10 protein-coding genes and 1 tRNA gene are annotated in these 13,088 nt (G+C 62.8%); all 11 read right to left on the minus strand.

Annotated features, from left to right (window positions below):
- Nucleotides 1-10: 10 nt before the first annotated feature.
- Entirely contained in the window at nucleotides 11-811 is an 801-nt protein-coding gene (locus FG91_RS03985) for an enoyl-CoA hydratase-related protein (protein WP_235211933.1), read from the minus strand.
- Nucleotides 811-2,361, minus strand: a complete 1,551-nt coding sequence (locus tag FG91_RS03990; RefSeq protein WP_037512248.1) for an acyl-CoA synthetase — start codon at nucleotides 2,359-2,361, stop codon at nucleotides 811-813. Before FG91_RS03990 ends, FG91_RS03985 begins: the two co-directional genes overlap by 1 nt.
- A gap of 53 nt (nucleotides 2,362-2,414) precedes the next feature.
- Entirely contained in the window at nucleotides 2,415-2,918 is a 504-nt protein-coding gene (locus FG91_RS03995; RefSeq protein ID WP_052187283.1) for a DUF4442 domain-containing protein, read from the minus strand.
- 23 nt (nucleotides 2,919-2,941) lie between these two features.
- Nucleotides 2,942-5,182 carry a peroxisomal multifunctional enzyme type 2 gene (locus tag FG91_RS04000; protein ID WP_037512250.1) on the minus strand — a complete coding sequence of 747 codons (2,241 nt, stop codon included), beginning with the start codon at nucleotides 5,180-5,182 and terminating at the stop codon, nucleotides 2,942-2,944.
- A 30-nt stretch (nucleotides 5,183-5,212) separates the two neighbouring features.
- Complete coding sequence (locus FG91_RS04005) at nucleotides 5,213-6,355, minus strand: acyl-CoA dehydrogenase family protein (RefSeq protein ID WP_200878399.1); 1,143 nt, start codon at nucleotides 6,353-6,355, stop codon at nucleotides 5,213-5,215.
- Between the two features lie 423 nt (nucleotides 6,356-6,778).
- Nucleotides 6,779-7,774 carry a Csu type fimbrial protein gene (locus tag FG91_RS04010; RefSeq protein WP_052187284.1) on the minus strand — a complete coding sequence of 332 codons (996 nt, stop codon included), beginning with the start codon at nucleotides 7,772-7,774 and terminating at the stop codon, nucleotides 6,779-6,781.
- A complete protein-coding gene (locus tag FG91_RS04015; RefSeq protein WP_037512256.1) occupies nucleotides 7,762-10,113 on the minus strand; it encodes a fimbria/pilus outer membrane usher protein in 2,352 nt (783 codons plus the stop codon). The genes FG91_RS04010 and FG91_RS04015 overlap by 13 nt, the downstream gene beginning before the upstream one ends.
- A gap of 6 nt (nucleotides 10,114-10,119) precedes the next feature.
- Nucleotides 10,120-10,863, minus strand: coding sequence for a fimbrial biogenesis chaperone (locus FG91_RS04020; protein ID WP_037512259.1), 744 nt, complete (start codon nucleotides 10,861-10,863; stop codon nucleotides 10,120-10,122).
- 25 nt (nucleotides 10,864-10,888) lie between these two features.
- Nucleotides 10,889-11,446, minus strand: a complete 558-nt coding sequence (locus FG91_RS04025; protein WP_052187285.1) for a Csu type fimbrial protein — start codon at nucleotides 11,444-11,446, stop codon at nucleotides 10,889-10,891.
- 27 nt (nucleotides 11,447-11,473) lie between these two features.
- Entirely contained in the window at nucleotides 11,474-12,019 is a 546-nt protein-coding gene (locus FG91_RS04030; RefSeq protein WP_037512261.1) for a Csu type fimbrial protein, read from the minus strand.
- Nucleotides 12,020-12,513: 494 nt separating this feature from the next.
- A tRNA-Leu gene (locus FG91_RS04035) sits at nucleotides 12,514-12,600 on the minus strand.
- Between the last annotated feature and the right edge of the window lie 488 nt (nucleotides 12,601-13,088).

Consider the following 13,088-nt stretch of genomic DNA (forward strand, 5'->3'; position numbering starts at 1 on the left):
GCATAGGTGGTTACCGGCCGCAGAAGTTCGGCGGACGACGTGCGAGAAAAGCCGTGACGCCTTCACGAAAATCGGCGGTCTGGGCGGCGGCATGTTGGTCGTGCCCTTCCATCGCGAGCGTCTCGGAAAAGCTCTGATTCAGGGCCGCGCGCATGCCATGTCGGATCAGCCGGTACGAGGTCGTCGCGCCTTTGGCCAACCGATCCGCCAGTGCACGAGCGGTTCCAGCAAGTTCCTCATCATCGACACAGGCATGGATCATGCCCCAGTCGCAGGCCTGCTCGGCGCTGATCTTTTCGCCGAGCAACAGCATTCTGCCCGCGCGCTGGAGTCCGATCAGCCTTGGAATGATCCAGGTCGCCCCGGCGTCGGGCACGAGTCCGATATTGGCGAACGACTGGTAGAAATAGGCAGAGCGGGCCGCGACGACGAAATCCCCATAGAGGGCAAGCGAACACCCCGCGCCCGCCGCCGGCCCGTTCACCGCGGTAACGATGGGAATGGGAAGGTTCGCGAGCTTCTCGAAGGCGGGATTGAGTTGCTCGACGAACATTTGGCCTATGTCGCGGGCGAACGCATCCAGATCCATCTCCTGAAGGTCGGCTCCGGTCGAAAACCCGCGTCCGTTGCCCGTGAGCAGCAGGCAACGCGCGCCTTCTTCGACCACCCGATCGAGTATGGCCGCCAAATCGTCAATCATCCCGAAGGTGAGGGCATTCAACCGATCGGGACGATTGAATGTGATCGTCGCGACGTCGCCGTCGAGCGCGTAGAGGAGTGGGTCGAGCATCACCGCATCGGGAGGGGGCATCACGCCGCGTCCTGCTTTGCCCAATATGGCGCGCGCAATTCGGTTTTCAGCACCTTGCCTGCCGCCGAAAGCGGAAGCGGTTGTTCGCGAACTTCGCACGAGCGCGGGCATTTATAGCCGGCGATCAACGTCTTGCAGTGGGCAATCAGTATATCGAGCGTAACGGATTCCCCCGCGCGCGGGACGATGATCGCATGCACGCGCTCGCCCCATTGATCGTCGGGCACGGCAATCACCGCGCAATCCGCAACGGCGGGATGTTTGAGCACCGCATTCTCGACCTCGGCGGAAAAGACATTTTCCCCGCCCGAGATGATCATGTCCTTGACCCGGTCGACGATGAACAGGAAGCCGTCGGCATCCATATAGCCGGCGTCGCCGGTCAGCACCCAATGGTCGATGATAGTCGCGGCGGTGACCTCGGGTTTGTTCCAATATCCCATCATGATATTGGGGCCGCGAACCCAGACCTGGCCGACCTCGCCGCGCGCCAGTTCGCTGCCGCCGTCCGCAGCAACTTTCACATCGATCCCCGGGAGCGCATGGCCGACCGAGCCAAGTTTGGACAGGTCACCGTCCAGCCGCTGATATTCGGGCGACAGGACCGTCGCGCCCGGCGACAGCTCGGTCTGGCCATAGCCGTGGAAAAGCTGCGCATCGGGCAACGCCGTTATAGCGCGGCGCAATACCGGTTCGGGCATCGGAGCGGCGCCATAGACGAGCGTCCGGATCGACGACAGGTCGCCGCCATGCTCGTCGCAATGATCGAGCAGCATCTTCACCATCGTCGGAACCAGCAGGATATCGGTGATCCGGTCGGCCGCGATCGCATCGCAGACGAGCGCAGGAACAAAGCCGGGGATGATCGAATGGCATCCGCCGAAAAATGTCGCAGAGAACATCATGGCCGCCGCAGCCATGTGAAAGAGCGGAGGGGCATGCAAGGTGATGGAGTGACGACCGGGGTGCGTCATCGCGCCCATCGACTGCACACTGGAGATAAGCCCCGCGTGACTCAGCATGACACCCTTGGGGAACCCCGTCGTCCCACCGGTATACATGATCGCCGCCAGCGCCTCGCCGCCATGCCGCAGGTCCTCGACCGGGGCGGCTTCGGCGATCAGCCGCTCATAGTCCTGCGCCCAGTCGGGAGATATTCCTTCGCCAGCGTAAATAAGATGGAGCAGCGACGCGGCCTCGTCGCGCAACGCCGCCGCCTGATCGACAAAACTGTCGTCGAACAGCAGGACCGACGGCGTCGAATCGTCGAGCGAATAGAGGATTTCCGCCATGCTCCAGCGCGTGTTCACGGGAACCGCAACGGCGCCAACCCAGAACACCGCGTAATAATGTTCGACATAGCGATCCGAATTATGCGCCAGCATCGACACCCGGTCGCCGGGGCCCACGCCCAGTGCACGGAGCGCCCCGGCGAGCCGGGCGACGCGGTCGCCAAATTCACGCCAGTTTCGCTTGCGGCCTTGGAATGACGTCGCAGTGCCACTGCCGTTGATCTGAACCGATCGGTGAACGCCTTGAGTCAGGTACATATGATTCCTCTCCACAGCCGCTCTTGTGGCGGTCCGTCCATTCACCAGGTCCGCTACATCGCGGCACGGTCCAGCCGCACGTCTGCCTTGGCAGGGCGCAGGGGGCGCACGACATAGACGGCTTCGGTCACCGCCACTGTTGCGCCGCCTTCGTCCCGAACGACCGCGTGAAGGCGAAACGTCGCATCCTGTCCGTCCCCCATCATCTGTTCGATCCGCCGGGCCTCGCGCTCGTCGAACAGGGCTTCGGCGACGATCGCCGACCGGGCCGGGCGCTGGAAATCGATCGAGACCGACTGGACCGCACCGTACATCTTGTCCAGTTGCTCCAGGCCGAAAACGGCCATGACCACCAGACCGCCCAGAACCTCCGCCGCGGCCCATTGCAAAGCAGCATGGACGGTGTTCATGTGGTTGCCATTCTCGCGGTTCAGCGGGAGGCGGACCCGATAGATGCCGTCACGCGCCGATTCCACGGTCAGGCCGGCATGCTCGTAGATCGGGAAGATCCGCCGCAGGGCGGCTTCCACTTCAGTCTCGCTGGCGGCCATTTCCATCTCCTGTCCTTGACCCATGCGGGTCATGTCACATTACCGGCAAGCCGTCTTGCCTTGGCCTTGTCGTACCGATCAGGGTCGATCACCGAGAGTTCGCTTAGCTTGTTCGACGCCATCACGTCGCCGCCGACCTTCATCTGACCGCCGAAGAACAGCTTCTGGACATCGGCGAGCGGCGCGGTCACGACGGTGTGCAGCAGGTCCGCGTCGAGCTCGATCGTGCAGTCGGCCTTGTCGGCAATGCCTTCGCGAACGGCATCGGCCCCGGTCTTCAGATCGAGCACCCAATGGGATTCGGGGTTGTTGAGCTTGAACTGGAAGGCCGTGTCGACCTTGGCGGCGAGCTCGGGATGTCCCGCGACATGATCGGCGATTACCGCGAACACGTCCTGCGGGATGACCTTGTCAGGTTGGGCCGCAGCCGCCGCGTCGGTGTCCTGGCTTGCGGCCTTCGGCTTGCGAACCGGTATCTCGTCATAGAATTCGACCACGGCATTTTTGATCACGACCTTGCCGCGTTCCTTGACGCTCGTCTCGACGATCACGCGGTTGTCGGCCTCCTTCCACATCTTTGTCACCAGCGTCTCGCCGGGGAAGACCGGTTCGGCAAAGCGCACCTTGATGCTCTTGAACTTGCGAGGATCATTGCCGAGCATCGCCTTCACCACATGACGGCCGACATGACCGAAGGTGCAAAGACCATGCAGGATCGGCTTGTCATACCCGAACGCCTTGGCGAATGCGGGGTCGGCGTGGAGCGGGTTCCAATCGCCCGAGAGGCGGTAGAGCAAGGTCTGGTTGGCATCGGTCGCTTCCTCGACGATGGCATCGGGCTTGCGCGCCGGTGGCACATTGATGTCGGCCGAGGGGCCGCGCTCGCCGCCCCAGCCGCCCGCGCCCTTCACGAAAGAGGTCATCTCGTTATAGACGAGTTCTTCGCCATGCTCATCGACCGTGCTGACGCCGAACACCACCACAGCGTGGGGATCCTTGTCATAGGCCTGCTTGAACTTGAAAATGTGCTTGAGCTTGGCCGATTTGGGAAGCGGTCCGCGCACTTCGGTATATTGTTCGCCATGAAGTATCCGGTCAAAGCCATAGCTCATCCCTGGAAGCTTCAGTCCGCCGTCCTTCGCCTTGGCGAGCATCGCGTTCGATTGCGGCATCACGCCCCAGGTCGGCAGCGCGTGAAAGTCGCCGAGCTCATAGACGAACTTGCGCTCGTCATCGTCCATCGGGTCGCGTGCGGCACCGACACCCAGCGCATAGATGGCGAGGTCACGCTCGTCATAGGCGGATTCGAGCACCAGCTCCTCTCGCATCGCGACATCGAGATCGATGAATTCATTGCCGCCGAAAGTCTTTGTGTTCACGGCCTGCATCACCGCCGTGAAGGTGTCGTTGACGGTCACGGGATGTTCGGCATCGGCGAAATCGGTGATCTTGTTCCATTGCCGTGCCACATCGTCGGGCGTGAAGGCGCGATCGGCCCCGAAGCTGTATCCGCGCGTGCGCTCCCAGCGCAGCTTCGAGATATAGCCCGCGCCGACCTCGAACAGCCCCTTGGTTTCGGTGCAGCTCTCATGCGCGAGCCATCCGACCAGCGGGCTGACCGCCTCGGGCTTGAGATTGGCGAGAAATTCTTCGGGAAAGGCGGTTTCGGTGAGGCGCGAGGCGGCGATCGGGGCGATCGTATTGACGAGAATATTCTTCGCGCGCCCTTCTTCGGCGAGCGTGTTGGCCAAGCCATAGATGCCAAGCTTCGCGGCCGAATAGTTGGCTTGGCCGAAATTGCCGTAGATGCCCGCCGCCGACGTCGTCATCACGATGCGTCCATAGGCCTTGTCGCGCAGGATCGGCCAAGCGGCGTGGGTGACGGCCTTGGTCCCGTTCAGATGAATGCGCACGATCATATCCCAATCGGCGTCGGTCATCTTCGCGAAGCTCGTATCGCGGAGGATGCCGGCGTTGTTGACGAGGACATCGATGGTCCCGAACGCATCCAGCGCGGTCTGGACGATCTTCGCGCCATCCTCGACCGAGTCATAATTGGCGACGGCGTCGCCGCCCAGCGCCTTGATCTCTTCGACCACGGCATCGGCCGCGGCGGACGATTTGCCGCCGCCGGCGATGTCGCCGCCCAGATCGTTGACGACGACCTTCGCGCCGCGCGCACCGAACATCAGTGCATGCTGGCGGCCAAGCCCGGCGCCCGCGCCGGTGATGATGACGACCTTGTTATCGTAACGGAGTTGTTCAGCCATTTTTCTATCCACTTGCTTATAGGGCGCGCGTCACAGCGAGCGCGCGATGATGGTCTTCATGATTTCGCTGGTGCCGCCAAAGATGCGGCCGACCCGAACATCGGCGTAGAGCCGCGCGATGGGATATTCGGTCATATAGCCATAGCCGCCGAACAGCTGCAGGCACTCGTCGATGACCTGGCATTGCTGCTCGGCGGTCCAGAGTTTCGCCTTGGCCGCCGTGTCGCTGTCGAGCTGGCCGGCGAGCAGGCGCACGATGCAGTCATCGACAAAGGCGCGTGCGACGGTCGCGATCGTCGCGCATTCGGCGAGCTTGAACTGTGTGTTCTGGAATTCGAAGAGTGTTTTGCCGAATGCGCGCCGCTCTCTGGTATAGGTCGTCGTCATCGCGACCGCCTGTTCCATATTGATCGCGGCGATGATCGCGAGTTGCAGTCGCTCCCATGCGAGCTGCACCATTAGCTGGGTAAAGCCCTGGCCTTCGACGGTGCCGAGCAAATTGCCTATGGGCACGCGAACACCATCGAAGAACAGCTCGGACGTGTCCTGCGCGCTCATCCCGATCTTGTGGAGATTGCGGCCCCGGCGAAACCCTTGTGCCTGATCGCCATCATCGGTTTCGACGACGATCAGCGACATGCTTTTCGCCCCCGCTTCGCTGCCGGTCCGTGCAACGACGATTATGAGGTCGGCATTCTGGCCGTTGCTGATGAAGGTCTTGGACCCGTCGATCACATAGTCATCGCCGTCGCGCTTCGCGGTCGTGCGGACCGCTTGCAGATCGGACCCGGTGCCCGGCTCGGTCATGGCGATCGCGCCGATCTTCTCGCCCGACGCGAGGCCCGGCAGCCACCGGAGCTTCTGCTCCTCGGTGCCATAGGACAGGATATAATGCGCGACGATGCCGGCATGCACGCCGACCCCGCTGCCCAGGCCTCCAGTCAGGCCGGCACGGGCCATCTCTTCGAAAATGACGATATCATGGGCATAGGTGCCGCCAGCGCCGCCATAGGCTTCGGGAATGCTCGCGCACAGCAGCCCTGCTTCGCCCATCTTGCGCCAGGATGCCCGATCGACAATTCCCTCGGCTTCCCAGCGTTCGCGTTGCGGCACCATTTCTTGCGCCAGGAAACGCGACGCCGCATCACGAAGCAGCGATAACTCTTCATTCATCCAAGGGGAATTGCTTCCGGACATTCAGCTCTCCAAACCCATCGCCTTTGTCCGCCGTCGTGACGGCAGGTGCGATTGGACTTGAAGGTGTTGGAAAGCTTGGTGGCAGTCCAATTCATTCTAATGAGATCATATTCCTTAAAGGAATAATATATGCGTAAGCGCCACGGGTGGATGCCGCGTTCCGCATGCCCCGTTCAAATGGAGATAGGGGGCGGAGAGTGACCGCTGAGCGCCCGATCTAGCCTATTCGAACTTGAACGCGCTGACCCAAAAGCCGTCATTTGACATGTAGGCGGGAAACTCTTGGCGATATCTGTTTTCGTCCATGCCTTTCGTCACCGGAAGTCGATACCGAAGAGCCACGATGCCTGCGATCATTCCCTTGCAAAGCGGACGAGGTTTCGGATTGCGGTTCACGAGTCAAAAGGCGACGTCGACTAGGATGGTATCGGTATAAAGCCCGGGTGGCGGGGTGGCCTGGCCGGCCAGGATAGCAGCGCGATAGCCGAATTCCTGCGTGGTCACCGAATCATAGACGCCCGGATTGGTGTCGGCCGTTCCACTCCCACGCCGGGCGCTGCCGACCGATCCCCACCGGTCGGGCGAGGTGGTGGTCTTGTAGATTTCATAGCGCAGATAATCGCTGCCGCTGCGCATGCGCCGCACGCCATTGTCGGGATTATTGCCGTCGCCGAGGCCGACGGTGTAGGCGGCCCCCGCGCTGCAGCGGATCAAGATGGTGCGCGTGATCGGATTGAAGCTGCCGGCGAGCGGCGCCGTGCCGAAGCTCGCATTGGGCGCGGTGATGATGCAGTCATTCTCCACTGTCAGCTGGACATTGACCCGGACTGCGACGCCGCTTCCCCATGTCGTCGGCGGGCCCAGAATCGGGCGGACGAAGCCGGGGCTGCTCGAATGGGCGAGGCATACAGCGACGCCCAGCGAGCAGACCGAATAATACCAGCGCAAATCGAGAAAGCCGGAATAGTCGCCCGCGCGCAAGCCGGGAGTGGCGGCGGTACGGAAATAGATGGGGACGCTGTTGTTCGTTCCGGCGAAGAGGCTGACGAGGCTGGTCGAGGACAGATCCTGGAAGTTCCCGACCGTCAGCGGTGGGCCATTGGCGGTCAGCGCGGCGGTGTAGGCGATCGTTTGTCCCGTGGGGCCGGTGAGCTGGAAGGTCGATGCATCGACGCGCAGGCCGACATAATGGGTAGCGAGCGCGGCGAGGACGATGTTGCATTGGAGGCCGGCCGAACCGCTCCCCTGCTGCGGCGTCGTGGCAACGGCATAGGAGCTCGCGTTCCCCAGGTTGGTGCTCGTGGTGGAGGTCGTGCAAGCCGAGGACTCGGTGGATATCAGCGTCGCGACCGTCAGTGCGGACAGTGCGCGGATGGTGCGCATCAGCGTCGACATGTCAGTTCCCCTAGTTCAATAATGTCGTCGGCCTTCGGGTCGGCGGCGAAGGTGACGTGGCAGGTGCCGCCATCAGCCAGCTCAATCTCCACCCGATTGTCGGCCGCCACCCGTTCGACAAAGAGTATTCCGTCCCAGCCGACATAAGTGGACAGTGTGCCGTTGATTGTTGCAGCCGCCCCGGCGGGCAGCGGCTCGCCGGTGACGGTCCTGATCGTTGCGCGGGCCGCGGTCACATGTTCTACCGGGAATTTGATGATATGGCCGCTGCCCGCCGCGACGGCCACGCGCTGGCTGACCACCGGTGCCTTGACGTTGGCAGGGAGCGACAGCGTATCAATATCGTAGCGCCCGGGATAATATGCGCTCGCGGATGGGACGAGCAATTGGCCGTTCGCGTTGGTCGTGCCGATCAGCTGGTTTTCATAGCGCACCGGAATCCCCGGCTCGCCATTGGTGCTGACGACCGCAAAGGCGTCGGAAACGCGATTGGCGGCGAAGACGGCGTCGTCCATGAACACCAGCGAGCCGCTGATGCCGAGCCATCCGGTGACCTTGTCGCGGCCATAGGCGCCCGCGCGCAGCTGAACCGGCTGCAATCGCCAGGTCATGTCGCCGCGCCAATAGGGGCTGGCGCCGTCTTCGCTCACCGCGTTCGCATTCCATCCGAAACCGCCCTCGACCGGCGCCGCGCGCGAATAGTCAGCGCGCAGCCCGGTGCGTCCATTCTGACCCTGCACGACGCCGGCGCCGAGTATGCCGCCGCCGAGCGGAACGCTCAGGGTCAGCGCGCCCGACCAGCTCCGTTCGACAAATTCGCGCGATAGCGAGGCGTGGAGACGGCTTTCGCCCCAAAGGGGAAGAGCCCAGGCGATGTTTGCGAGTCGCGCATCGCGGACCAGTGCCTGCCGGAAATCGAAATAGCCGATCCCGAGCGTGCCCGCCGGTCCGAGCGACAGGCTGGCCGTCACCGCCGTCAGCCGTTCCCAGCCGCCGAGACCCTCGCGGTCGAGCAGGCCGAGATCGGTATAATCACCGTCGCGCCGGCGGTGCCGCAGCCCGATCGAAAAGCCGCGGGTCTGATAGTCATAGCCGAGCGTCAACTCGCCGCCGTCGGACCCGTCGCGAAAGCTGCGGCTGTAGGATGCGCTGACGGTGCCGAAGTTGCCGAGCTTGACGACCGCGCCGCCGCCCGCAAGCTGCATGTCGTCGGCGACCTCCGCGCGCACTTCGAGTGTCAGGCCGTCGGTCACGCCATGGCGCGCCGAAGCGCTGGCGGCGAGACCGCCATAGTCGAAATTCTTCATGCCATAGTTGCGGCGAAAGGCGCCGAGGGCGGCGGCATAGTCGGTGAGCCCCGGGCGCAGCAGCGCGCTGCTGATATAGAAGGGCATCGTCGTCGAGACGCTGCGTCCGTGCATGTCGGTAACGATCAGATTGGCCTCGCCATAGCCGTTGATCGGCGGTAGCGTATCGAGCGCAAAGGGGCCGGGGTTCACATCGGCGCCGGCGACCCGCTGGCCATGGACAACGAGGTCGACGGTCGAGGGCAGCGCGGCGCTGCCGGCGAATTCGGGAAGCGGATAGGTGACGACGTCGGGGCGCACCGAAAAGTCACGCGAGATCTGGAGCCCGCCCAGACGGACCGCGGGTGCCCATGGCAGGCTGCGCGTGATGATGTCGCCCGCCTCGATGGTCGTCATGCTCCGTTCGTCGGACCAACGCCAATAGGTGTCGAAACGAACATAATTTTTTGCGCTGCCCGACCGCAGCGCTCCGGTCGTCGAGACGATGCCTGCGGGGCCGAATATGCGGGCTTCGTGCCACAATGACGCCTGGACCGGCGTCCTGTCGCCGCCGCTGACATAGGCGTCGTAGTTGAGCAGCGCGCCGATATCATATTGCGCGCGCTCGAAACGGCGTTTGTCGCGGCCGACACGCTGGGCGGGCAGATATTCGGGCGATACGGTCAGGTGCAATTGCTGGCGCGGCGCGTCATAGTCGGCACGAAGACCTTCGAGGCTGTCGAGGAACAGCGTCTCGCCTGTTGTTTGAAGCAAAATTCCGGCGCGGCGCATGTCCGCGGTGCGGAGCCGGAACCGCGAACCCTGTTTCACGGCTGGCGCCACGATGCCGCTGCGCATGCCGTTGACGAACAGTTCGAGTTCGAGCCGCTGCTCCGCGGCGGGGTCGATGTGCTGCGGCGGGGGCGGCAGGTCGCCATAACCGTCACGCCCTGTTTCGGCACAGGCGGCGTGGAAGAAACCCGGCACCAGCAGCGCGCCTGCGAACATCATCGCCCATCGGGAATGCGCCGGCAGATGGAGCGAGCCGGCCATGAAGCACTATTCGTGCCGGCGCTCGATACGAACGCCGGCCTTTCCATTGACCGTCGCGACCAGGTCGCCGGTGCCGCCGACATTTCCCGGCAGCGGCCAGCGCATCGACGCGCCCGGGAGGACATATCCGAGCAAACCCTCAGCGACGGGCGACTTTTGTGGACCGGTGGCAAAGCTCACGTCGGTCAGCCGCGCATGGCCGGCCCCGCGATTGTGGATCTCGAGGAAGCGGCCCCCGGCATCCGCACCGGCGCGCCAGGAGATTTGCGGCGCCGGTGCGGGCGGCTTGACCTTGCCGTCGCCGCGTGGGGAATGGGAAAAAAGCGGGAGCGAATAGCGCATGCGAAAGCTCACCGAAGCGCCCGGAGCGGCCGATTCCCGTGCGACCGGGATTTCGTCGACGACCACCCGATAGGGTTTTTCCGCGACCGCGGCGGGCGATGAGGTGCGCGTCAAACGGATCAGCTGCCGCTGTCCCGGTTCGATGCTGACGATCGGCGGCGTGCCGATGACCTCGCTCTGCTCGGCGTAGAGGTTGCGGCCGTCCTGCTGATCCCAGGCGTAGACGCGGACTTGCAGCGTGATCGGCGCCTTGCCCGGATTTTCGAGCCAAAGCGCCGCGGCGCGCGCGTCGCCCTCGATGACCGGATTGACCGGCCAGATCAGCAGCGAGCCGGGCTGCTGTGCCCCGGCGGAAGCGGCGGCGGCGAGCAGCGCCGGTGCGACCATGAAAAGAAGGCCCTGTTTCATCGGCGTGTCTCCAAAAAACCGGTGGTCACCATGTCAGCGTGACCGTGAGCGTGTCGGTATAGGTGCCCGGGACCAGCCCGCCGGGCAGGGTAAGCGACGCGAAGAGCGGCAGGATCACATCCTCGCTATTGGCCCCGGTTACCGCGATCGCGGCCGAGCCGCCGATCGCGATCGGCTGGTTGCAGGCGGCGTCGCGGCATAGGGCATAGGCGATCCGCGCCGCCGTATCGCTGCCGCGCTGCAAGTGGCGCGCGCCGGTGGCGGCGTGGCTGCCGCCATCGACACCCATCATCAGATTGACGCCGGGGGTGCAGCGCAGGCGGATCCCTTGCGCCGTCGTCGTCGTCGTCGTGTGCGTGGCGGTCGAAAAGGTCGAATCGACCCCGAAATCCAGTGTCCCGATCGTGCCGGCTTGCCCGCTGCTGCCGAGCCCGTCGACGAGGCAGCCCGGCGCGATCTCCGCCGAAACCTCGAACTGGGCAGTCGTTTCGGCCCGCGATGCCGGAATGTTACTCGCGCACGCGAGAAGGGCGGCCAGCGAGGTCAGGGTGATCCGCGGTCTCAATCGGAGGGTGCGGGTCATGGGCCTGAGTCCCTCTGGGCCGATCCCCTAAAGCTCGAGCGCCACCGTGATGATGTCCGAATAGACGCCAGGGGTAAGCCCCGCTTCGCCAAAGGCGCGGGCGTAGACATTCACGGTTTGCTGGGCGCCGCCCCCGGCGAGGCTGACGTCGCCGCCGACGGGAATGACGGTGTTGCGGCCGGCGTCCGAATAGAGATTGTAGGTGACGAACCGCCCGGCGTCGGTCTGGTGCTCCATCGCGTGGAGCCCCGCACCGGCGCCCTCGCCATCATTCAGTCCGGCGTTGAATGACAGCACGGGCGTGATGCCGTTGCTGCACTGGACTGTGAAGGCGGCGCCACCGCTCAATATTTGCGCGTCGGCCTGCGAGAAAAGCGTGTTCTCCGTGCCGAAATCGAGCGTGCCGAAATCGGCACCTGACGTCCCGTCATCGAAGTTTTGCCCGTTAACTATACAGCCTGCTTCGAGCGTAATCGTCGCATCGACCGTTCCGGTTACATCTGCATACGCCGGAGATACAGTAAAAGTCATGACAGCTAAGACTGTTAGTGAGAATTTCGTTTTCGCGGTCATAATGAAAACTCCTCAAAAGGACTAGATCCTTTCAATTCGCCTTCCCCACAAGACTCGTCCATGTATAGAGAAAAGAGGTTAATAAACTTTCATCTCAAATTTGGACAAAAATCTTGGAAGTATATAATTGATTTAGAAGAAATTTCTTTATAATTGATATATATCAAAGGTTTGAGAAAATTTCTTTGTGGTTCAGTATCTTGGATCTAGAGTATCAGGCGCGTCGCCCGATGATGGGCGCGACGAAATCGATACAATGTCCGCTTCGACAGCGATCCATTGAAAATTTGCCAGTCCGCAAACGGCCAGTAGCAGTCGATAGCTTTGTAATCCGCAATTCTTTCCGGACAGAAAAATCCAGAGATTTAAACGATCTAGACAAGGAGGCGGCGTTTGTACGTCCGCCTAATCCTGCAAAAGGTGGACTAAAAGGTGGACCGCGAACGCGTGGTTTTTCCCTAAATGCCTGAATTTACGCCATAATATGGCGATGATGGTGCGGTCGAGAAGACTCGAACTTCCACGGCCTTTCGGCCACAACGACCTCAACGTTGCGCGTCTACCAGTTCCGCCACGACCGCACATCATGATGGTCCGGACGGGTCCGGCACCAGGTAGGAGCGGGCGCCTAGCAAAGCTTTTCGGGTGATGCAAGCGAGCTTCGCCGCATTTATTTTCGCGAGCGCGAGCAGACGGCTCCTAGTGCCGCCGTTCTTGTCACCAAACCGACTTAAAAGAGTCACCCAAGTGTCACGGCTCTGGCGTCAGACCGTCATCGAATCACCCTAGTGGCGGCGTCACCGGGGGCGAGCCAGCACATCTCTTCTCGTTCGCCGGTGATTTTTCATCAGGGGCGCCGCTCGACGATCGGGAGGCGTGCACCGGGAACGGAGATTTTCATGGCGGCTTTCGCACGCATTCGTTTGGTCATGCTCAGCGGCGTGGCCTGTTCCATCCTTGCGGCGTGCGGTGCCGACGGCGTCGCGTCGCCGGGTGACGGCGTGATCGTCATTCCGACCCCGACGCCGACGCCGACCCCCACGCCGACTCCGACCCCCACGCCCGGCAC

Source organism: Sphingopyxis sp. LC81, assembly GCF_000756375.1.
GTDB lineage: Bacteria > Pseudomonadota > Alphaproteobacteria > Sphingomonadales > Sphingomonadaceae > Sphingopyxis.

Coding starts and splice junctions, on each gene's coding strand:
- FG91_RS03990 (WP_037512248.1), bottom strand. CDS start 2,361: ATGTACCTGACTCAAGGCGTTCACCGATCGGTTCAGATCAACGGCAGT.
- FG91_RS04015 (WP_037512256.1), bottom strand. CDS start 10,113: ATGGCCGGCTCGCTCCATCTGCCGGCGCATTCCCGATGGGCGATGATG.
- FG91_RS03985 (WP_235211933.1), bottom strand. CDS start 811: ATGCCCCCTCCCGATGCGGTGATGCTCGACCCACTCCTCTACGCGCTC.
- FG91_RS04020 (WP_037512259.1), bottom strand. CDS start 10,863: ATGAAACAGGGCCTTCTTTTCATGGTCGCACCGGCGCTGCTCGCCGCC.
- FG91_RS04025 (WP_052187285.1), bottom strand. CDS start 11,446: ATGACCCGCACCCTCCGATTGAGACCGCGGATCACCCTGACCTCGCTG.
- FG91_RS04005 (WP_200878399.1), bottom strand. CDS start 6,355: ATGAATGAAGAGTTATCGCTGCTTCGTGATGCGGCGTCGCGTTTCCTG.
- FG91_RS04010 (WP_052187284.1), bottom strand. CDS start 7,774: ATGTCGACGCTGATGCGCACCATCCGCGCACTGTCCGCACTGACGGTC.
- FG91_RS03995 (WP_052187283.1), bottom strand. CDS start 2,918: ATGGAAATGGCCGCCAGCGAGACTGAAGTGGAAGCCGCCCTGCGGCGG.
- FG91_RS04000 (WP_037512250.1), bottom strand. CDS start 5,182: ATGGCTGAACAACTCCGTTACGATAACAAGGTCGTCATCATCACCGGC.
- FG91_RS04030 (WP_037512261.1), bottom strand. CDS start 12,019: ATGACCGCGAAAACGAAATTCTCACTAACAGTCTTAGCTGTCATGACT.